Raw genomic sequence first — 21282 nt, 5'->3', positions numbered from 1 at the left:
TCGCTCAGGCTATTTAAAAGTGAACATTCAACCGCCATCCCTGGAAGTTTTGTTAGTCGAAGATGACCCAGGTGATGTCGAGCTAACTCTGGCAGCACTAGAACGCTCAAGATTGAAGATCAATCTTTATGTCATCAATGAGGGAGAGGAAGTGCTGCCCTACTTAAATCGTCAAGGACAGTATGCTAAAGCCGTTGCTCCTAACCTAATCTTGCTTGACCTGAACCTTCCTGGTCTTTCGGGGCTAGAGATTCTTTCTCTCATCAAAAATAATCAGCGGCTCAAAATTATCCCGGTTATTGTTCTTGCTAACAGTGAGGCTGATGCTGAAGTAACCGAAAGTTACAACTTAGGTGCAAGTTGTTATGTTCAAAAGCCGACTGGGATTGAAGAGTTCAATACATTGGTGAAGCTCATTGACAGCTTTTGGTTAAATGCCGTGAAACTTCCTCGATTAGATAATTGAGTGCTGACAAGTCGGCATTAACTAGAAACGCATTCACAATCCTCGAAAGATAGGAGGCGAGCACTCTGTCTTTTGCTAAAGTTGTGAACCGCAACAACTTGACGGTAATTAACCCGTGTTTTGTCTAGTTGTGTCAAATGTGATTAAGGCATCAACAGGGTATTAAAAGAGCAGGGAATTTACGAAGGTCTCATGCCTACAACGTCCCAAAAAGATAGAAAGCCGGGGTTTTAGTGACATAGATTTAGTGACGAGTTGTTGGTACAGAGTTAGAGGCTGTAGTGCCGTTTTTTAATAAGGTGCGAAATCATACCAGAAACGGGTCGTTTTTTGGGAGTGTACGAGCTGTCGATTAACCGTAATTTCCCCAGTGGGGAGAGACGCAAAACCGAGTCGGTTACAGGATTTTGCTGTTTTCAAGGATGGTCAAAACTGATGTTACTCAGATGACCACCCGGCAAGCGTGCCTATAAAGGCTTATCCGCCTAGGCGCTCGCCTAAAACAAGATGTAAGAACCGACTGTGTTAGGGCATACAGCGACTGGGTACCAACGAATGATATCTAAGAGAGGTTTGATTGGTGCGCTCGCGTTTGGGAGTAGGTATATACTCGTTAATTACTCGTTATTGTTAGAAGGATGAAACGTAAACAATAAATTGTTAGACCGCAATCGAAACCGTTAGAAAACTTGGTCGGGAACAGGGTTGTTATGAAGCCTTTGTGTTCACGAACGAAAGCAATCTTGCGGTATAGCCGTTCTACCAATCCACGGGCGGGGAAAGCTCAAGCCCAGATGATGTTGTGATGTTTGAGTATGATGAGTTGTAGAAAGACACTAAATTTCAGAATAACAAATCACTCTTTTCAAGGTTTAGATGAACTCCTTAAGCAGCAGAATATTAAGCCTCTATCACTGAATCCACACCGAACTTTATCTACTAGTTTTTCTGCCTTGGGGAATTTGATTGTTCAAACCACTGATGACCTTCAATTCATCAAGGTATTTAGAGAGACATTGGCAGGCATACTCCAATCTATATTACGCAACTTTCCAGAGAATATTTTTTGGGATTTTGATTGTCTCGTAATCAGTATACTGAGACAGGCTTTGGTTGCTGAAAAGGGAGCTGATTACTTCTTAAAATTCTTCGCTGAGAAAATCGAGTTATTGATGGATTTATTTGGAAATAAATCAGAAATTCGTTTTCGTTATCTTCATGACTTTATCTATGGATTTGACTGGGCAAAGTGGGTGCAAAAGGAACCCAAAGCCCGTAATTTAATTGAACCTTTTAACCCAGCTTTTCTAGATTATTTGCTTAGCCGAGGGCAAGAAATTCTACAACTCATTTGTCTTGGTGATTGCCAATATCATCACCTTTCTGAAAACTTATATCGCAATCCCTTTGATTTTTCTCGCGAACCAAAAGATGAGATACGCCTGTTTACTTATCTGGCTAGAAAAAAAATTATCCCCGTAGCTGCGTGGGACTGGAATGTTTCTCCTGTTTGGAATAAACCCTTCCACCAAATGCGCGAATCTCTATCATTAGAACTGCATCTTGTCAAAACAAATTAGGCGATTAGTGAGGCGGTAGAGCGATCGCATCCCCAAGACAAAGCCCCAGGCGTAACGACCAGCGGCTTCTAATTTGAGTATGTAATCAATTGTGTCTAGTTACTTACCAAAGGAGATGACTTCAACGGTAGCCTGACAGTAAAGGTTGTGCCGACGCCCACCTCGCTTTCCACAGCAATTGTACCCCTGTGTAAGTCCACCGCCTTTTTGACGATTGCCAGTCCTAGTCCCGTCCCTTGAATCGTCCCCACATTGCTAGCACGTTGGAATGACTCGAACAGCTGAGGGAGATATTCCGCTGGAATGCCGATGCCACTATCGGTTATGCAGAAAATTGCTTCCCTTGCCGTGCAAACTAAGTCAAACTGGACAGTACCGCCTTCCAAGGAATACTTAATCGCATTGGAGAGTAAGTTGGTGAGGATGTGAGCCAAGAGTTTTTCGTCGATTTGGGCATCCGTACACTCACCAGAGCTAGTAAAGGTTAGAGCGTATTGCTCAGTGGTACTTTGCTGCTGGTTGTTGTAAACAGCTTGCATCGCTTCAACCAAGTCGCGGCACCAAGGTACTAAATCCATTGGTTGCGGTTCAAACTTGAGTTTTCCTGCCTCGGCTTGACCGATGAGCAGCACCTCATCCAACAAATGAGTCATCCGGTCTACAGCACTTTCAATGCGTCGATAATGAGTTTGTTTTTTCTCGTCAGACAATTTGTTGTTGTAGCGTTCGAGGAGTTCAGTCGATGAGCGAATCGTGGTCAAGGGTGTGCGAAACTCGTGGGAAACTAAAGAAAGAAAGCTATTTCGCAATTCACTAAGTTCTCTTTCCCGATGCAGCGCCGCGAGGATGTCGGCTTCTGCCTGCCGCCGAGACGTGATGTCTTCGACAGTTCCCACATGACCGATGAGTTCGCCTTGTGCGGAAAACATTGGTGAAGAACGAACGTGAATCCAACGCACTATTCCTTCTTGGGTTTGAATGCGGAACTCCTTCGAGTATTCTCGACCGTCACGGGCGTAGAGTGACCACTCGGCAAAGACGCGAGCGCGCTCCTCTGGGTGAAGGCATTGTAACCATCCTTCTCCCAGAGTCTCCTCTAGAGTGCAGCTGCAAATCTCTTGATAGCGTGGGTTAGTGTACAGACAGCGACCCGCAAGATCGGTTTCAAAGATGCCGACAGGCGAACAGGCACTCAAAGAGCGGAAGCGTTCTTCGCTCGTTCGCAGTACCTCCTGTGCCATCTGGCGTTGAGTAATGTCTCTGTCAATGCCACGATACCCTCGAAAATTGCCAGCCTTGTCAAAGACAGGAACACCACTGGTTTCGAGGACAACGAGGCGTAAATCTTTGTGTATGTTGGTGTTTTCCAGATCGGTGAAGGGCTGCCGTGAGGCGATTAGGTGGCTATAGATATTGGCAACCCGCTGCGCTTCTTCCGGTGGCATGAAGTCGAAGGGGGTTTTGCCTAGAACGGCTTCGATTTCATAACCTAAAATGTCTCGAACTTGTGGACTGACATAGGTATAAACGGCATTCTCATCGACTTGCCAGATCCAATCGCTAGTGGTTTCAACGAGCTGGCGAAATCGCTCCTCACTCTCCCGCAGCGCTTCCTCTGCCATCTTGCGCCGAGTAATATCTTTGGAGGTGATGGCGATTCCGTCAGCCAGAGGAACGACTTGATGGTGCAGCCAAGAGGCGGTGATTTCTGGCGATGAAAAGGGAAACTCTTCCTCTAACACTTCTTGAGTTTCAACGACATGGACGTACTTCTCAAAAAACCCCTCGGCGCGATTGATCGGGAGAAGTTCGCACAGTCTCTTGCCTATAACCTCCTCCTTGCGCCTCGAAATCATCTTTTCGGCATTCGAGTTGAGTTCGACAAAGGCAAAGTCCACGATTTGTCCCCCTTCGTCTCGGACACTCTGGAAGATGAAGAAGGCATCGAGACTGCCCTCAATAGCGGCTCGGAATCGCGCTTCACTTTGCCGCTGTGCTTCCTCGGCTTGCTTGCGATCGGTAACGTCCTTCGCCATGCTAATGACTAAACGCTTGCCATTGCCTAGCTTACCCAAGGGCGCGGAACTGAAATCCCAAATTTTTGTCTCACCGTACCGCGTCTTGATGGTAAACTCTCCCTCCCACACCCTAGTATCTAGGTCGTAGAGTCGGTCGATTCCCGCCTTCACCAATTCCCTTCTTTCCTCATAGCCTCTCGCGATCCAATCCGCAGTAGTGGGAATGTCGCTGTGGATGTATCCCGTCTCCTCAGTCCAAGCTTGGTTGATTTGGATAACTTCGCCATCTTCGGCATGAATCATAATTGGGAATGGTGCGTGGACGAGCGCACGGCGGAAGCGTTCTTCACTTCGCTGCAGTTCCTCCTCAGCCAACTTGCGCTCGGTAATTTCCGCCTCAAGCAAGCGATTCGTCTGGCTTAAGGCAGCTGTACGTTCTTGAACCCGAAGTTCTAACTCCTGATTTGCCTGTCTTAGAGCCGCTTCTGCAAGCTTGAGTTGAGTAATATCTGATGTAACGCCGACAATGCCAATCAATACCCCGTCGTGGTCAAAAATCGGTGCATCACTTACCATCGCCGGGAAGGTAGTACCGTCTCGACGCTGTGCGAGAAATTCACCCGACCAGCTTTCACCCCTCTGCAAGCAGGACAAAATTTCAGCCGCTAGCGATTTTGACACCTCACCCGGAGTGACTTCTAGAATATTTCGCCCGATAACTTCTGCACTCTGCCAACCATAGAGGGTTTCAGCAAAGCGGTTCCAATAAGTAATGCTTCCATTCAAATCTGTAGTGATAATCGCCTGTTCAACCACATCGAGGAGTCGTGCCTGAAAGCGGATTTGTTCCTCTGCTCGTTTGCGCTCTGTGATATCTGTGGAAATACCACAGATAGCGTTGGGAATGCCTTTGGCATCGAACAGAGGAAACTTGACGCTAATGTAGGTGCTGAGTCCATGCTTCCAAGGCACCACTTCCTCCCGTACCAGGGGAGTAAGGGTATCGAGTACTTTTTGGTCGTTAGCTCGTAATTCCTCAGCAACTACCAAGGGTAATATCTCGTAATCCGTCTTGCCGATTAGCTGCTCTTGGCTGAAGCCCGAAAGCTTTTCGGCTTCTGGATTAATCAGCAGGTATTGACCTTGCAGGTCTTTGAGGTAGATAGAGACTGGGGAGTGAGCGAGAATCGCCTGGAGCCGCGCTTCGCTTTCTCTGAGTGCCGCTTCTGCAAGCTTAATCTCTGTGATGTCCCGTCCTTCAGGAATCAGCCGCACCACCTGTGCCGTCTCGGCAAGTTTTTGTTCGGTAAGGCACTGCGTGCTATTGAGAGTACTGGTTGCTAGCTGCCAATGATCGCTTACTCCCCGCAGCTCGGATTGTAATTCGCTCAAAGCCATGCTAACTTCAGCAAGGGTTGTCGCCGTCCATTCCGGCAGGTAGGCTTGAGGAAGCGCTTCACTACAATCAGCCTGCATTTCGCTAACGCGCTCTCTAAGCGCTTGGAGCCTCAAAAGCAAGTTGTCCAAATTCATACCGATTCTCCTGGTTAAGGCTTGGCAGCGCTAGGCTTGAATCTCAATTTGAGCGGGTAGTCTGGCTTATAAATGTAAGACTTGCTCCATCAACGCCGTCGCTAAAAGGCGTGTCGTCATCCCATTCTTTAAATTGCCCTACGTTTTCAATGTCTGACAAATCAGTTTGAAAGATAGGGTGAGCAAAGTTAGCTGCATAGACATCACAAGATTCTTTCCAGTTGTCAAAAGCTCCTACAACTTCAACGCCAGCATTTTGAAATCCTAATGAAAGACCACCACATCCAGCAAATAAGTCGATCGCTTTCATAGTTAATCAAAAATGTCTGGTGAATCTCTCCTCTGGGTCGTCAAGCCCTGCAAGTTGTGGATCGTTAATGAGTTCAAAAAGACCACTAACCATTGTTTAAAACCCAATAACTGAAACAGCTTTTCGTCTTTGGTCTGGCGACACTTCCAAGTAGCGCTGTAAGGTTCCCAGGTCATTGTGACCCGATATTTCCTGAATGTGGCGCAGTGGTATCCCAGCGCTGGACATCTGGGTGAGAGCTGTACGGCGAAACGAGTGGGTGCTAACGCCAACTAGACCAATGCGTTCGCAAGCCTTTTTCAGAATCTTGTCTGCCATAAAGCGAGTCATCGGCTGACCTGGACGACCACCTGGAAACAGAAAACCTGGCTTAACTGGGTAGGCTTGCAACAGTCGGGCTAACCCTGGTTGGATATCCACCACACGGGTTTTAAGCTTCCCTTTTGTGGTACTCTTCCTGAGAGTTAAGGTTTCACCTTTGATGTCCGTGGTTTGGAGGGCTAACACCTCACTGACCCGACAACCTGCAAACAAACAGATGCCAAATATCGCTCTATCCCGTGGGGTTACTAATCCCTCGGTAAACAGTTGTCTCAACTCCTCCTGGGTCAGGACTTTTCCTTGTCCGTTGCCGTTGACCTTCATCACCCTTGACAATACTCGCTTCTAACAGATTACACGTTATCTGTGTTTCGTGGAATATCGGCTAGAATACTTGATTTGACGTGGCTTGCTAAGCACCAAAATTTGGGGTTAAGAGCGGCTTATCAACTGTCACACACCCCGAAAACGCTTCAAACCCTGATGATTCCGTTCAATTCATCAGTTCAGCTTATAACTATTGATTAGACAGAATAAGCCTGCCTCTGATAACGAAAGAACGAATTAACGAAAGAACGAAAGCTAGATTAGCCATGATGTTCTGTCCAGAATTTAAACACCCGCTGCAATAGTTCGACTTGCGTGCAGCCATAAGTCGCGGCGGCGATTTTGAAGTCCTTCTTAAACTCGGCAGGCACCTTGAAATTTAGATTGACGATTTCCCCTGGGTCAGGTTTATCGAGGTTTTCCTTTGTTTGATTGAGGCTAGGAGGTTCGCCTTTGCTGGGCTTACGTGGTGGTGGCGGGGGTTGGGTTGCCATACTAAATCTCTTGTTTACTCAACTTGTTGATGATGCCCTGTGCGACTTCTTCGGCTCGTTGTCTCAAGGTTGGGAAGGTGACTTCAGAAACGGCGCGACCGCTATCGCTTGCTTGTCGATAGGCGGTTTTTTCTGGGATTGAGCCAGCGACGGTGCTATAGCCTGCTTTATGAATGTAGGAACGGGCTTCTTCGATTTCGTTGTCCCTGTCTCCAACCCGGCAAAGGGCAAAGGTGATTTTGGACTCTGGAATATGAGCCTTGACTAGCTCGTGTGCCAACAAGACGGATGGCTTTAAGTCATCAAGGGATAAACCTGTGGGAAGGACAAGCAGCTCGCTGTTGCGTGCAATTTCTAATGTTCCTTGCATCGAATGCGGTACGCCGTCTAAAACCATCAGGTCATATACATCAGCGTGTTTGAGTGCTTGGGTAATAGTACGGAATGGTTCGACAGCAATTTCCGGCTGGAGGAGATTTTGTTCTCGGCGTTGCTTCCAGTCGGTGCTTGTTCCTTGGGAAATGTCAAGGTCTGCAATCTTAACATCCCAGCCAGCCGCCGCGTATTCACGGGCGATCAGACGGGCGAGGGTGCTTTTGCCAACCCCTCCTTTCTGGGAAATGACACCCACTAATACGGTCATCTTGCTTTCGCCAAATCGTTCTATAGCGAATTAGTTCTATCGTCTTTTCGTTATTGGGTCAAGGACGATTTCGTTAAAGCAAGAAATCTTGATTTAACGATTTCGTTAAATCGTCCTTGAGTTCAAATCACGGACAGGTTCCAATTCCGAAAAGAAGGAGTGTCCCGGCATTTGAAACGATGATTCGTCGCACAGCGGGATTTCCCAAGGCATCGCTGGCGGGTGTCCCGATACGGAATTTATAGGTATCCCGGTTTCAGCGACCCCCAAGACTCCGCACAGCCTGATGGGGTTACTCTTGAACCTGGAGCTGAGGCGTAAAAGCGGCGATCGCATCCTGGGGAACGTGGTTAGGCTTAAAAGTTTTAAGTAACGTTTTGTTGCTGCTCATTGGGATGCACTCAGGAACAATCCATCAATCTCTTAAATCTTCAGAACCAAGGCTTTAGACAATAAAGTCGCCCTCAGATATTTGTTTATCCTTGTAACTCCAAGAGAAATCAATGCTCCAACTTAGGAAAATCCTGGCTGGCTTGCTAATTGCTTACGGCACAGGGGTCATCCTCTGGACGGCTCATAACTTTACTCAAGCCTTGATTACTGAACACATTCGAGTTGATTTGTCGATTTACAGTTTTGCTTTAGTAATCTTGTTGTTTTTCTTTGGCGCATCATCCGTGGCGATTGGTGTGTGGTATCAACGCCATTACAATTGGGCGGGGCGAATTGTGATGGCAGTAGCCGCCGCGATAACTATCGCCGTGGTCTATGCTTCTACTGTGGTCTATCCAAGCACAAGCAGTTTCATCGCCAGTCTCACTTTCTTAGCTCTGTGGGGTGTGCCACCTCTTGCTATAGGAACGTACTTGCTCAAACCTGTCAGATGAGAAAGATGTCAGGTTGCTCATTGCCTCGCCATCTGTTGCGGTTAGTTTGGCTCCTTGTTATCTAGCACTTCAAAAGCGCTCGCACCTAATCTGTCGCCTGAGCGTGTAAGAGTTCATTTGTCGTGTCTAACTTTTGCTGAATTTAGGCACTACAGGAAGTGGCAAGGCAGTTATTGATTGTAGGGATGTCCATGTGGAAGAGGATTGACTTGGAACTTTTCAAGGGTGCGATCGCCTACTTGAGGAAACGAGTACAGGTGTTTCTCTATGTACATGAGTTGGCTTCAACACCTATTATGGCAACCACTAGCAACCGCCAATTCTTCCACGGAACTTTGCCTGTGATTGAGGCAAGGTAGCTGGATCTACTCCTCCCATCTCAATACCTAACCAACTGTCACGGTTACTACGGGGTATGTCTTGATTATTGGTAGGGACAGGAACAGAATAATCAACTTGAGCTGGAGAAAGCTTCTGCCGAGTGAGTATGTCATTAACCGTAATACTCTTGAGAGATTCTGGGTCAACCGTATGAAACTGTTCCGAGTCCATATATTTATTAAGACAACTCTAGTTCTATTGTACTTCTCCACCCACTAACAGCTTTTCATGAAGTCTGCTTCCTAAGAGGGTAGGTGCTTGAGCTTTAAAGAAATTCTCAGACTTAAGCTTTGAAGTTATGCAGATAGTTATAAAAATTCATTTAGGAGATGGGCAAGCGATTGCGTGAAGTCTGCAACCCTTGGCTAAAAATCAACTGAGGTTCAGAGCCAGCCTCAGTAAAGCAACAACACAAAGGCGATTGAAAGAGTTTGCCGTAACTTCATATTTGGTGTTACTTTTATTCCTTTAAAAGAATTACCTTAAGTAAATAAATGAGTAAAAGTAACGTGCCATGCTTTTTCGATTGGCTCGACGTTTCTCGATTACGAGTACGAAATTCTTCCTGTTTCTAACAGGAGCCAGTGCAATCTTCATATATCTCGTTTCACCTTTGAGAGATCCAGCCTACCAGCCTATGGGAGCTAATGGCGGTTCGCGGCTCTGGTGGCTAGAGGGTGTGCCGGAGGATCTTTGGACGCTAGCAGCTTTCATTCTTGCAGGACTGCTTGCTATCAATTTCACGTTAAAACTCTGGCAGTGGTACAAATCACTTCCTTGGATAGCTCATCGGCGGCGGAGTATACCGAGGAAGACAGGACAGTTGAGGGATTTTCTGTTTGGCATAATGCATTTTGTAATTGGCATTTGGATGTGGTTGCTACTGTTTTATGGGTTCTTTAGTTTCCTACTAGACCAGTGGTTAATTGATTAGTGCAAGCAAGAAACGTTGTCTGGCTATTTTGAGTTGATGGTGTGCTAATCACATTTAGTCTTTGGGTCTAAGTCGAGATACCTCCTTGTCACGATGTACCCACTCATCCGATTGGAGCGAGGAGCGGTTTAGATTTCATAAAACAGCTTGTTGCTGAGTTCAGTATTCCAAAAGTTGATAGACCTCCCCCACATGACTTAGATTGTGGTGATATATCCCAGCGAAACTTAGAGTGGTAGCCCCTGACCCACATAAGTTTGACGGGGATAAAGACGGTATTGGGTGTGAAGAATGAAAAAACTCATGGATAATATGTACCTCAATGTCGCGATCGCAACTATCGAGGGCTGGCAGTCAGCAGAGACCTCGGAGGGTACCAAAACCTAACTGGAAGAGATCGTTTTCAAGTGTTCCATAGTATGTGTCATTGAGCGTCATTGTTACTTTCCCTGATTGTTGAGTAGAGCTTCTTAGCTGCTTGGATTAAAGATGTCAGCTCCAACTACAAGAGTCATGTAGATAGTTACGGAATATTTCAAGCGAGCGGGTAACGCTAGCAGATTTGTTGAGTTACTACAAGCCCACAAAGAAAAACGATTGCTTAACCCATCTGAGCTACTTTGATTTTTAATTAGGACGTAATAGGTCTAATTTCTGGACTACTCTTTTCAGGATTTTTATTTATAACACTTGTAGCTGATTGCAGGATAAATCTCTTAGGCTCTCCAATCAAAAGTAATTACCTATGAACGTGAATAACGATGAGACTAATGAAAATGCTAGTCAATCCCGTATTTCTGGTTGTGGCACCCGTCTAGCTTTAGTATTGATAGTTTTGTATTGTTTTGTTACAATTTATTCTACTATTTTTGCAATTTGGAGTTTTTTTCTAGGAATTAATGCTGGATTTCAAGGGAGGGATACTCTATTTTGTAATCGAATTGAGCTTTCTAAAGTTGATTGTAAAGTAGTAAGAAATAGCTTCCTGAGAGAACAAAATGAAATAATTCAGGATGTACAAAAAGCTGAGGTTAGGATAACTAAAGTAAGGGGACAAGGGAAACTTAAAACGTATCGCTATAATTATCAAATCTTCCTTGTTACTAAGAGTGGTCTTTATACTTTATTCTATCCTGAAGATTATTTTGAACCTCAAAATACGGCAATATTCAAATCTGAAGTATCCTACATCAATAACTTCATTAACAATCCTGATGAAAATTCTATAAAAATTGAAGAAAGAGAATATGCTTTGTCTTCTATTAAGAGGGGCATCTTTTTATTATTTATAGGGTGGCTTCCGTGGATGATATTTTTTGTTTATTTCTATATTGTGCTAATTACATTAAAACCAACAGGTAGAAAGAGTTGAGATTCATAAGCCTCCAGTTGAGGCATAAAGTTGTACCTCACAAGGTTGTAGTACCTAAGCTTTACTCAAATTAGGCACTATGTGGCTGTGGATTGTTTGGGTCGTTCATGTGGGAGCGAAAGTGGTAGCGGATTGAGCTACTAGGACAGTGAGCAAACTGAGCTAAACCGGACAAAATTGATTTCTAGACAACGCAACATGTGTATGAATCTAGCTACAGAACGCTAATGTCTCAAAATCAACCACTTAAACGGGTCAACCTGACTATTTGTAGTCTTGTCTTACTCTCAGCCTGTCAGACATCCTCCAACGCGGGTAGTACTATTGAAAGCTATCTAAAAGCCGTAGACCGTGGTAACACTCAAGAACAACAAGACCTCAGATGTGTTACGGAAACTTCTTTTCCAGGTAAAGCGATGCTAGGTGAGATGAGGAAATGGAAAATCCTAAGTCAAAAACAAAAAGTTCATAAGGATGACCCTAATGCTCAATACGTTGAAGTTTCAGCACGGATAGAGTCAATGCCTAGTAAAGGTTTTCCAGTTACCCATACATGGATATTTGAAGTGTGGAAACCTGATGAGCTTCATGAGCATCAAAAGCGATATATAGCAAAAACCAATCAATTGATGGTGGATACGAGAAAAACTACAAACGAAATAAAATCCGCCAAGGGAGAGGCAATTGATCCCTCTCCCTCTTCTTTGCGTCCGCCAAAGCGAAGCGAAATGAGTTCTAGACCTTATTGTCTTGGCGGATTTGAAATACCAAAGGGTTATACTAGTCCGTTCCCCGATTCAGTGCCACTGGAAGAGAAATAAAGCAACGCATCGAATCAGGCTCTAGAGAATAGGGTGATTCAATTAGCTGAAAATCCGCCGTTTTTAGCCGCATCAGATTGTGGATAAGATTTGGGGAATTAGGCTTTTTCAAGTCTTTCGAGTACAGATTACATAAACCACTTGTAAAGATGATGCTCAAAGGAGTCGATCAATGTCGAGACAGCAGTCGCTGAATTCTTGGAGAGGATATCTAGCCGCCAGTCTAGGAGGTGCGACAGGTGCCGTCGTACTAACGGCAATATGTTTATTGTTAGCTTATGTCTATGTACGAACCCAAAACAACGGGGGACTTGAGGGACTTGTGGTACTCCTATTGTCTTCGTATGCTGGGTTTGGGATTGGAGAAGTGCTTGGTTGTTGGCTAGCTTTACGTTGGGGAGGTTATGCCAGTGCTTCACGAACAACAAACCTTCTAGCCGGACTGACCTTTTTTGCTGTCCTCGTCTTTTTTTCCAACATCCCTATGGCTTTTACCAAGGGAATAAACGCGGCGTTCTGGCTGCTAGTTGGCTTGACGGCTATAACTTTACCCTTGTTGGCACGATTTTTGGCTCGGTAAGTCTGAAACTTGTGATCGCAATCACTACCACCTACTCGGGACGTTTAATTGCCCAGTTAACCTCCCGTCCTGAACGTTCAGTACACTTGGTAAAAATAAATCCCCAGCGGTTCAATTCATCGTGCTTTACAACGCTTGCGGGTTCTAAACCAATCAGCATTGCTAAATCAGAAGTACTCAACAGCCATCCTCGATCAGATGCCTGATCATCGCACTTAATCTGTTCCTTTACCCTCTGTTCTAGGAACACTTTGACTACTGTGTCCAACTGCATTCCACAGGGTAATGATCAGAGATGTTATCCAAATCGCTCTGGGTTAACACCTGAGCCCTGGGATTAAGAAGGGATAACTGATAATTGGCAAAGATAAAGTCTATTCTCACAGGTGGAAGGGGTGCTTTTCCCTTATCAGGTATATTTGTCGGAGCAGAAACAGTATATCTATCCCGGCTTTCTTTACACAGGTCAATTAGACCAATGTCAAGTAGACGCTGCATTGGGCGATAATCTATTGACCATTTACCAAGGACTTCGAGCGTGCCGTCTTTAATTGACTCAATGGTCTCATGACCGCTCATGAAATGTAGACGTAAATCGAGCTTCTGGAACAATGCTCGTCTGAGTTCATCTGTATGAAATTCAGCATCTAACGGAGATACTATGTTCATATCCCCCATCACGATAAGTGGTTCGGAAATCTTCTGAATTATTTCAATAAGTTCAGAAATCTCATCATTCCGAGCCGCCGCACTCTTATGAGTTAAATGAACGATGAGATAGTGAATACTGCATATCTTGACATGTAAAATCCCATGAAAAAACTTTTCCTTAGGGGTGGGGTATGCCTCAATCGGGTATTTTGAAAGCACTCCAACAAAGTTAGCTCTAGGCATCTGGCAGAATTCTGCATGAGTGTAATCACCCCATAGCTTGCCATTCTCTTGGAAATGCTTCAAGTTAAACTCTTCGACTTCCATAAGTCCAACTACATCATATGAATGCTGCTTAAGCCATGTATCGAGTTGCTCAGCTCTTGGAGGCGGACACCCATTGAAAATGTTGTAGGTAAGAATATTGAATTGTGTCATAGGTGCTTCTTCCGCCTTGACTAGAGTTAGCTATCGATTTTCCCTGGTATTCCAAAAAACTTTCACCTACTCAATCAATACAGTTCACTATGTAACTATATGACGCATAAAATAGTAATTTACTACTCGTTTATTGCTAGCTATTATCAAGAAGACTCCTTAAAAGGGCTTCTAGAGAGAGGCTATTGCCAGAACAACGGAATATCGTTAATTTGAGGTTGCTAATTTAACATTTCATCAAGCGCTGTACTTCTCAAAATTTTAGAAAAGAATCAAGATTTGATGAAGTGATGCAGGAATTGGTGACTCTCTTAGAAAGCAATGCCATTAATAAAAGTAGATTCTTTTGCTACAGAAGCAAAAAAATTATAGCCAGAAGTTCTGAAGCGCTCTTTTGCACCCAAGGTTCTTTTCACTTCTTTGCCTTTGTTATATGCATTTCTAGACTTGTATGACTTTCACAATTCGTCAGTTGGCAAGGAACGTTAATCCTGTCGAGAAATATTAAGCATTCTTCTTAAAGTGAATACTATGCGACCCCGAAACGTCCTCCTGGCAGTTTTCAGCCTCTGTACTCTCGTTGGTATCGCCTCAATTCATCCAAAATCCCCATCCTCAGCACAGGTAGATGTTAAGCAAGCCGAGACGCAACCCGCCTGTCAATCCTTTCGAGGGGATATTTCCTCTGAGAGCGAGCGCAACATCCTGATGAAAGAGCGACCGTTGATTAGCATAGCTTGGTATTTGGCGGCGGTAGGACAGTATGACCAAGCCCTAGAGTTGGTGGATAGGATAACGTACTGCGGTTTCAAAGATCTGGTGTTGTCTGGCATAGGCAGCAGTATGGCTAAGGAAGGACAAATTGAGCGAGCCTTGCAGCTAACTAATACAATTCGAGATCACGATGAGAAAGTCATTGTGTTGGGTAGTGTAGCGGAGAAGTTGGTGAGGACAGGAAAACATGACCAAGCCATGAAGCTGTTTAACAATACCGTCACTGATGACCTTAATAAATTACGGGTTTTAACCAAAATAGTTCCCAGTCTGGTTGAAGCCGGACAAATAGATCGTGCCTTACAAGCGGCAAATACCATCAAGCTTGATGCTAATAAAGCGATTGTATTAAGTCACATTGCTAGTACCTTGGCTAAGGCGAGTAAGTACGAGCAAGCCTTGGAAATAGCCAATACCATAGCCAATACCGATGAGACGCAAGGTTACAAACACGAGGCATTTGCTAACATCGCTGTTGAGTTGGCTTCATCCGGACAAATCGACCGTGCCTTGCAACTGGTAAATCCGCTTGATAGCCACCATAACGCTAGTGCATTAGGTAAGATCGCTGTTCAATTCGCTTCATCAGGACAGTTTGACCAAGCCTTGCAGCTAGTCAATACTATTCAGAGTGACCTAACTCAAGCCATGGTCTTGACTATTTTGGCAGAAAGTTTGACTGAGGTGAGCCAATTAGAGCAAGTCTTGCAGATAGCAAAGACGATTGAAGTTGGCTCTATGGAACAACAGTCTATGTTGTCACGGATTGCCATCCTTTTTGCTTTATCCAGACAACCTGAACAGGCTTTGCAGTTAGCTTCTACTATCAAGCGTGATGACGAGAAAGCTCTCGTATTGCATAGCATCGTCAGGAGCTTGGCTAAAGCTGGGCAATATGAACAAGCCAAAGAGGTGGCTTCTACCATCAAGGATGACTATCTCAAAGCTACGGCATTCGTTTATCTAGCTGTTGGGTTGGCTGAGACGGGAAAAGTTGCAGATGCCGTGCAAGTCGTTTCTGCCATTGAGCAGCGCGATGCCACACCCGCTATCTGGTTTTCTCAAACAGTGATGGTGTTGACTGAAGCTAAACAATATAACCCAGCCTTACAGATGGCGAACGCTGTCACGGGTGAGAATGAAAAAGCTTGGGTATTGGCTCAGCTAGCCAATAATTTGGTAGAAGCGGGACAAACGGAATTAGCTTCTCAAGCGATCGCTCCAGCTATGGAGATTGTCGAAGCTTACTAGATCACGTTAATCACCCGGTGGGCGTAAGTCGTAACGTCAGGTTTGGGCATCGGCTGCATCTTGTAGCGATATGACTTATAAGGCGATACTTTCCTAGGAAGCGATAGTTTCGACCAGCTTATTGATGACTTGCAACAAGATCGGGGTCGTTCTCAATAAGAGCCAATTTTTGACCTTCTATGTCTCGTATTTTTCGGGAAGTAGCCGAAAAAACGCTATACCGTCATTACAGCCATTCTTCTACTTCCAATACCGCACTCTTATCGGTATTAGGTAGGGTGAAATCCGTCACAATTGATAAGTTTACCTTGATCACAACAGTTCAATGCTCAATAAACAGGTTATCTACGTCACGGGGCTACCTCGTGCCGGGTCAACCCTGTTATGTCAACTTCTAGACCACCATCCAGAGATTGACCATTCCGGTCATAGTTCCCCCTTGTGCCAAACGCTCAACGGTTTGCGCTACCATCTGAGCGACCAACAGTTTTTACTGGCACAACTCGACGTAGACTTTGACCACACCTATCAGCGTTTGGTAAATGCCTTTCGGGGTTTTATCAATGGTTGGTTTGCACAAACCGCTCAAACCTGGGTGGTGGATAAAAATCGGGGTTGGTTGCATCATCTCGAAACCGTGAATTTACTCGACCCCAACTTTCGGATGCTCGTTTGCGTGCGGGAACTCGGACAGATTTATGGTTCGATTGAAACCCAACACCAAAAAACGCTCCTGCTGGATTTTCCCGACCATTTAGCAGAACTCTCGCGCTGGGAACGAGCCGAAAAACTCTTCGATAAGACAGGGGTAATCGGAGGTCCGCTGAGTTCGATTGAAGCGTTGCAAGATATTGATACCCGCTTACAGCAACACCTGTACTACGTGGTGTTTGAACATCTAGTCAGTGAACCTGTTGCTGTTATGCAGAGCATTTATCAGTGGTTAGGGTTACCGAAAGCTAAGTTTGACCCGCAAAACTTACAAACCAAACCCCACGAAAGCGATAGTTACTATCGTTTCAAATATCCCCACAAAACTAAACAACAGATTCGCTCCCCCAGCCATCACTTGATTCCTGCCCGCATTCAAGGGAGCCTAGAGCAAAGATTTGCTTGGTTCTACAACACCTTTTACCCGAACCAACCCAGCTAAACTTATGTTGCCTCTAGTAACAACGACGTTACATTCAAGTCGCTCTCTGTCAGGAGTTACGCAACTGGCACAACGTGAAGGCACAAGTCGTACAAATGCACTCTTAAACAGCCACAAGTGAGCGCCGAGCCAATAGTTAGATTAATAACAGTAATTAACTTTTTATCAAATAAAATACGCACTTGTGTCAGACTATTTAATTCAACAATTGAAACGACCGAATAATTTCAGGCGTTTTGTCTAGTTTTTTGCTAAAAGGTGCGGCGTAGCAGCGCCCGTGCTTGTGATAGTTGCGTAAGTCCTGTGCGGTTTTGCTATTCCAATTTATTCAAAAGCTCACTGCTTTCTACTAGCAACTTGAACTCAATCAAGGCAATTGTTTTTCAACAAATAATCGTCAACTTAACGGGAGATGGGTGAATGGCAGCTTTTAACGATATCGATACTTTTGCCGAACTGCAAGAGGCGCTAACTATCTCGAAAAACAATGGTCAAGAAGATACGCTCAATCTCACAGGCAATATCACCCTAGAAAGTAACCTGCCTTTAATTGAAGAAGATATTGGCTTAACGATTAATGGGGGTGGCTATCAAGTCAGTGGGAATGATGTCAATCGCCTTTTCTTTGTCAGAAGGGGCAGCGTTGTCTTCGATAACCTCACGTTCGCTAACGGTCGGGCAAGAGGAGGAGATGGAAGTGGTGGCGGTGCTGGCATGGGCGGTGCTTTGTTTATTTACGACGGCAGCGTTACGGTTAGCAATGCCACTTTCAGCAATAACCAAGCGATTGGTGGCAATGGCGGCTACGACAGCCGAGGTGGGGGTATGGGGTTGGGCTTTAGCAATCCAAACCCCGAAACTCCCGGAGGACTTGGAACTAACGGCGGTAACGGTGGTAACGGCAGCGACGGCGGCTTCGGCGGCTTCGGCGGTAACGGCGGCAACGGCGGCCAAGGCGGTAACGGCGGTAACGGCGGTAACGGCGGTAACGGCGGTAACGGCGGCTACGGCGGTCGAGGCGGCTTCGGCGGCAACGGCGGCTTCGGCGGCTACGGCGGTAACGGCGGCCGAGGCGGTAACGGCTTCAGCGACGGCGGCAACGGCGGCAACGGCGGCCGAGGCGGCTTCGGCGGCGGCGGCGGCCGAGGCGGCGACGGCGGCGACTTCGGCGGCGGCAGCACCTATGGCGGCGACGGTCGTGACGGCGGCGACGGCGGCTTCGGCGGCGGCGGCGGTCGAGGCGGCTTCGGCGGCCGAGCCAGCAACTACGGCGGCTACAGCGGCAACGGCGGCCGAGGCGGCTTCGGCGGCGGCGATGGCGGCGAAGGTGGCTTCGGCTTCGGCGGCGGCGGCGAAGGCTTCGGCGGCGAAGGCGGTGCAGGCATGGGCGGTGCCATCTTTGTTCGCAGTGGTTCTCTGACCTTAAACACCGTGACGTTTAACAACAACCAAGCAACTGGTGGAACGGGACAAAGCTCAAACTCAACCACTGATGACGCTCAAGGGTTAGGAGGAGCAATTTTTGTTCTGAACACTACTACGAACTCCGGCAATAATCAAGGGATGCCGACTGACTTACCCATCGTTACCGCGTCTAGTACCACCTTTGACGGTAACAATGCAGCGAATGCTACTGGCAATACTGGCTCTAATGGAGTTGGCGAAGGTCAAAACAATGATGATGTCTTCGGGACAATTGCTTTAGGTGCGCCTCTCATCGGAACTCCAGGTGACGATATCCTCACAGGTGGTGCAGATAACGACAAGTTATCTGGCAAGCAAGGGAATGACACTCTTGTTGGTAATGCTGGCGATGATATTCTGATTGGCGGCATCGGTAACGACATCCTCACGGGTGGCGCTGGAGCTGACCGTTTCTTCCGCTGGCGCAGCACAACAGGAATGGACACTATTACCGATTTCCAGGTGGGCGAGGATACCCTCCGTGTCTCGGCTAGTGGTTTCGGCGGCGGACTGCTTCAAGGAGCGGTGCTTGCCGCCGCTCAGTTTACAGTCGGTTTGGCTGCCAGCGATAGCAGTACTCGCTTCATCTACGCTCAGAGTACGGGTGCTTTATTCTTTGATGCTGATGGCACGGGTTCGTTATCGCAAATCCAAATTGCTCAGCTATCCACTGGATTAGCGATAACGAATACGGATATCTTCGTCTTTGCCTAAATCTACTCCTTGTCGCCTTCCCGCAACTTCCCCACAGATGACCGCTTTCCAACCTCGATACGAGCTAGAGCTAAAACTGGTGGCATAACTGTATTTATGTGTTGAGTGTTGGAAACGGGGCAATCTGTGAACGCACCGGGCTTCATCGGTCAAGCCTGATAATCGCCAAATTGCCCCCGTTTAAGTCTTCCACTTCCTGTGGAAGCCTGAGCTATTGCTTGATGTTGCTCATTAGCGTTTTGGTGCCATTGAATTAGCAACTTGAAGCGCTTCCTCTAGAATGTACGAGGCTTTATCTTTATTTGAGTCGTTTGAGTCGCCGAATAGGGAATTGAAGCGACTAGTAAGCACCCGAAGGATTTGTTGAATCGGCTCAATCTTGTCGGGTTCTTTTGCCACATATTGTTCAACGCTCGCCGTCAGGGCTTGAGCTTTGTAACTTTTGTCTGTTATAGATTGAGCTACCTGAAGCGCTTGCTCCAAATTTCCCTGTTTGGCAAACCCAGGGGCGATTGCCGATAATCTCCAGTCCTTTTGGTATATAGCATCAGGTTGGGTTTCGATGGACTGAGCAATCGCCAACGCACGCTCAGGCTGCCCTGCCTCAAGGTAAGCGACTGCCACATCCGATAGCAAGTCAGAAAGATTGTTTTGTTGGACAATCTCAAGCGCTAGGTCGTACTGTCCGCTCTGTAGATAATGTCTGACAATCCCTCCAAAGGTGACGTTCGGGCTTCCCATCGATTTTGCCAGTTTTAGCGCTTGCTCAGAGTATCCGGCTTTGGCATAAGCAAGCGAAATTCCACGGAATGCCTGCTCCCGATAATTAACATTTTTGAGGGAGCGGGCAATTTGCTGCGCCATCTCAAAGTTTCCGATTTCTGCGTAACCTTCAGCTACCCTAGCTATTGCAAGACTTTTGGTTTGAGGTTCCTCAATTGCCTGCGCCGAGGAGCGAGCTTCGACTAACATCTCGACAGCCAAGTTGTTCTGTTCTAATGCGGCATACTGGAGTGCTGTTTCAACTAGGTTGAGCGTTTTTTGAAGGGGAAAGAGCTTGGACTCAAGTGTCCGTATCTTTGGTAAGGATTGAGCGAGAAGCTCTTTGGCTCGATCTTGTTGTCCAACTTCGGCAAATTGAGAAGCAATGCCTAACATCCCAGATAGTTTCATGGCGGCGGCATTGTCTCTCGATTGTGCCTCATTGATGGCTAATGTACTCTTAAGTGCAAGCTCTAATACTTGAGGCACAAGTTGGGTTTGCCCAGCTTGAATAAGATGAGAGGCAATTCCCCTCAAAGTCAGGGTTCTATATTCGGCATTGTCAAGGCGTTGTGCTATTTCGAGCGCTTGGTTCAAGACATTACTTGCCTGCTCATCCAATCCGGCTTTGGCATAATGCCCCGCCACCTCGGCCATTTTTATAGGAGTGAACACAGGATTGTTTACTCCTGTCATGATTTCAACAGCTAAGTCGTAGTACCCAGCTTCTGCGTATTCAGACGCTCGGTTTAGTAGAGACTCTTCCGGAGAAGTTGCACTCATGTGACAACCTGTTGCTGTTTGGGTACGGGCAATCTGGATGGCTTGTGCCAGAAGTTTCTTCCCTAAAGCTTCCTGTCCAGCCAGAATATAGCCTCCAGCTACTTTCACTGTTGGGGTGCCTTTGAAGCACTCATTGGTACTCGCTTGGGCTAAGGGCAGGGCTTGGTCTAAAATCTTCACAGCCTGCTCAGATTGTCCTAGCGCCCTATACTGAACGGCAATGTCAGCCAAGAGGCTAGCTTTTTCGGAGTAGGTTTCTTCTGCCAGAACTTGACCACCTGGAAAGAACGTAGCAATTAGTGTAGTGATCGCTAAAATCTTGAACGGGATTATTCTTCGAGCCATGTTTTTTCCACCTCAACTTTTTGTGTCTGACTCCCCCCATCAAGGGGGAGGGGTAGCCTTGAACCTCTAAAGTCAAAGACACAAATGTTTAGCAATTTGTGTCTGGCAACGGCAATCACGAGTTTTTCTTGACTTAATAGCAAATAATTCAAGAAAAGGAACAATAAGGGCGAGAGACGGCATTTCTTTTAGCAATATTCCTTAAACGGAGCTACTTTCTCATTGAATGGAAACCCTAGACTTGCTTCGCTCTGGAGAGTTAGCCGGGAGCAAACGACTC

Annotated in this window: 21 protein-coding genes; 12 read left to right on the top strand and 9 right to left on the bottom strand. The window is 46.2% G+C overall.

What is annotated here, in order from left to right; all coding sequences use genetic code 11:
* The first annotated feature begins 19 nt into the window (after positions 1-19).
* Positions 20-466 carry a response regulator gene (locus AC5JL3_RS17395; protein ID WP_496075677.1) on the top strand — a complete coding sequence of 149 codons (447 nt, stop codon included), beginning with the start codon at positions 20-22 and terminating at the stop codon, positions 464-466.
* Between the two features lie 815 nt (positions 467-1281).
* Positions 1282-2046 carry a hypothetical protein gene (locus AC5JL3_RS17390; RefSeq protein ID WP_496075676.1) on the top strand — a complete coding sequence of 255 codons (765 nt, stop codon included), beginning with the start codon at positions 1282-1284 and terminating at the stop codon, positions 2044-2046.
* Between the two features lie 95 nt (positions 2047-2141).
* Here AC5JL3_RS17390 and AC5JL3_RS17385 read toward each other — a convergent pair whose 3' ends face one another.
* The 5 genes from AC5JL3_RS17385 to AC5JL3_RS17365 form a co-directional block, all read right to left on the bottom strand.
* Complete coding sequence (locus AC5JL3_RS17385; RefSeq protein ID WP_496075675.1) at positions 2142-5597, bottom strand: PAS domain-containing protein; 3456 nt, start codon at positions 5595-5597, stop codon at positions 2142-2144.
* A gap of 43 nt (positions 5598-5640) precedes the next feature.
* A complete protein-coding gene (locus AC5JL3_RS17380) occupies positions 5641-5907 on the bottom strand; it encodes a DNA cytosine methyltransferase (protein ID WP_496075674.1) in 267 nt (88 codons plus the stop codon).
* A gap of 96 nt (positions 5908-6003) precedes the next feature.
* Positions 6004-6552 carry a tyrosine-type recombinase/integrase gene (locus tag AC5JL3_RS17375; RefSeq protein ID WP_496075705.1) on the bottom strand — a complete coding sequence of 183 codons (549 nt, stop codon included), beginning with the start codon at positions 6550-6552 and terminating at the stop codon, positions 6004-6006.
* A 263-nt stretch (positions 6553-6815) separates the two neighbouring features.
* Complete coding sequence (locus tag AC5JL3_RS17370) at positions 6816-7049, bottom strand: hypothetical protein (protein WP_496075673.1); 234 nt, start codon at positions 7047-7049, stop codon at positions 6816-6818.
* Position 7050: 1 nt separating this feature from the next.
* Positions 7051-7692, bottom strand: coding sequence for a nucleotide-binding protein (locus AC5JL3_RS17365; protein WP_496075672.1), 642 nt, complete (start codon positions 7690-7692; stop codon positions 7051-7053).
* A 116-nt stretch (positions 7693-7808) separates the two neighbouring features.
* On the opposite strand from AC5JL3_RS17365, the gene AC5JL3_RS17360 reads away from it, so the two are divergent.
* Together AC5JL3_RS17360 and AC5JL3_RS17355 are read left to right on the top strand one after the other, a co-directional pair.
* Positions 7809-7937, top strand: a complete 129-nt coding sequence (locus tag AC5JL3_RS17360) for a hypothetical protein (RefSeq protein ID WP_496075671.1) — start codon at positions 7809-7811, stop codon at positions 7935-7937.
* A 258-nt stretch (positions 7938-8195) separates the two neighbouring features.
* On the top strand, positions 8196-8579 hold the full coding sequence (locus AC5JL3_RS17355) for a hypothetical protein (protein ID WP_496075670.1): 384 nt from the start codon (positions 8196-8198) through the stop codon (positions 8577-8579).
* 306 nt (positions 8580-8885) lie between these two features.
* On the opposite strand, the gene AC5JL3_RS17350 is transcribed toward AC5JL3_RS17355, so the two are convergent.
* Positions 8886-9131 (bottom strand): hypothetical protein, encoded by a 246-nt coding sequence (locus tag AC5JL3_RS17350; protein WP_496075669.1) that lies wholly within the window; start codon positions 9129-9131, stop codon positions 8886-8888.
* A 343-nt stretch (positions 9132-9474) separates the two neighbouring features.
* Between AC5JL3_RS17350 and AC5JL3_RS17345 the strand changes: the two genes are divergently transcribed.
* The 5 genes from AC5JL3_RS17345 (at position 9475) to AC5JL3_RS17325 (ending at position 12667) form a co-directional block, all read left to right on the top strand.
* Positions 9475-9894, top strand: a complete 420-nt coding sequence (locus AC5JL3_RS17345; protein ID WP_496075668.1) for a hypothetical protein — start codon at positions 9475-9477, stop codon at positions 9892-9894.
* A 232-nt stretch (positions 9895-10126) separates the two neighbouring features.
* Positions 10127-10189 (top strand): excalibur calcium-binding domain-containing protein, encoded by a 63-nt coding sequence (locus tag AC5JL3_RS17340; RefSeq protein WP_496075704.1) that lies wholly within the window; start codon positions 10127-10129, stop codon positions 10187-10189.
* A gap of 450 nt (positions 10190-10639) precedes the next feature.
* The gene (locus AC5JL3_RS17335; protein WP_496075667.1) at positions 10640-11266 is read left to right on the top strand and encodes a hypothetical protein; all 627 of its coding nucleotides are present in this window, start codon (positions 10640-10642) and stop codon (positions 11264-11266) included.
* A 227-nt stretch (positions 11267-11493) separates the two neighbouring features.
* Positions 11494-12087 carry a hypothetical protein gene (locus tag AC5JL3_RS17330; protein ID WP_496075666.1) on the top strand — a complete coding sequence of 198 codons (594 nt, stop codon included), beginning with the start codon at positions 11494-11496 and terminating at the stop codon, positions 12085-12087.
* A gap of 172 nt (positions 12088-12259) precedes the next feature.
* On the top strand, positions 12260-12667 hold the full coding sequence (locus AC5JL3_RS17325; RefSeq protein WP_496075665.1) for a hypothetical protein: 408 nt from the start codon (positions 12260-12262) through the stop codon (positions 12665-12667).
* 31 nt (positions 12668-12698) lie between these two features.
* Here AC5JL3_RS17325 and AC5JL3_RS17320 read toward each other — a convergent pair whose 3' ends face one another.
* Positions 12699-12941, bottom strand: a complete 243-nt coding sequence (locus AC5JL3_RS17320; protein WP_496075664.1) for a hypothetical protein — start codon at positions 12939-12941, stop codon at positions 12699-12701.
* Positions 12923-13756 (bottom strand): endonuclease/exonuclease/phosphatase family protein, encoded by an 834-nt coding sequence (locus tag AC5JL3_RS17315; protein WP_496075663.1) that lies wholly within the window; start codon positions 13754-13756, stop codon positions 12923-12925. The genes AC5JL3_RS17320 and AC5JL3_RS17315 overlap by 19 nt, the downstream gene beginning before the upstream one ends.
* Positions 13757-14287: 531 nt before the next feature.
* Between AC5JL3_RS17315 and AC5JL3_RS17310 the strand changes: the two genes are divergently transcribed.
* From AC5JL3_RS17310 to AC5JL3_RS17300, 3 genes are all read left to right on the top strand, one after another.
* Positions 14288-15781 (top strand): tetratricopeptide repeat protein, encoded by a 1494-nt coding sequence (locus AC5JL3_RS17310; RefSeq protein WP_496075662.1) that lies wholly within the window; start codon positions 14288-14290, stop codon positions 15779-15781.
* A 325-nt stretch (positions 15782-16106) separates the two neighbouring features.
* Entirely contained in the window at positions 16107-16934 is an 828-nt protein-coding gene (locus AC5JL3_RS17305; protein WP_496075661.1) for a sulfotransferase family protein, read from the top strand.
* Between the two features lie 420 nt (positions 16935-17354).
* Positions 17355-19112 carry a calcium-binding protein gene (locus tag AC5JL3_RS17300; protein ID WP_496075660.1) on the top strand — a complete coding sequence of 586 codons (1758 nt, stop codon included), beginning with the start codon at positions 17355-17357 and terminating at the stop codon, positions 19110-19112.
* Between the two features lie 231 nt (positions 19113-19343).
* On the opposite strand, the gene AC5JL3_RS17295 is transcribed toward AC5JL3_RS17300, so the two are convergent.
* The gene (locus AC5JL3_RS17295; RefSeq protein ID WP_496075659.1) at positions 19344-21002 is read right to left on the bottom strand and encodes a tetratricopeptide repeat protein; all 1659 of its coding nucleotides are present in this window, start codon (positions 21000-21002) and stop codon (positions 19344-19346) included.
* Positions 21003-21282: the final 280 nt, after the last annotated feature.

It is taken from the genome of Symplocastrum torsivum, assembly GCF_059505465.1.
This window is presented reverse-complemented; position numbering and strand designations above follow the sequence as displayed.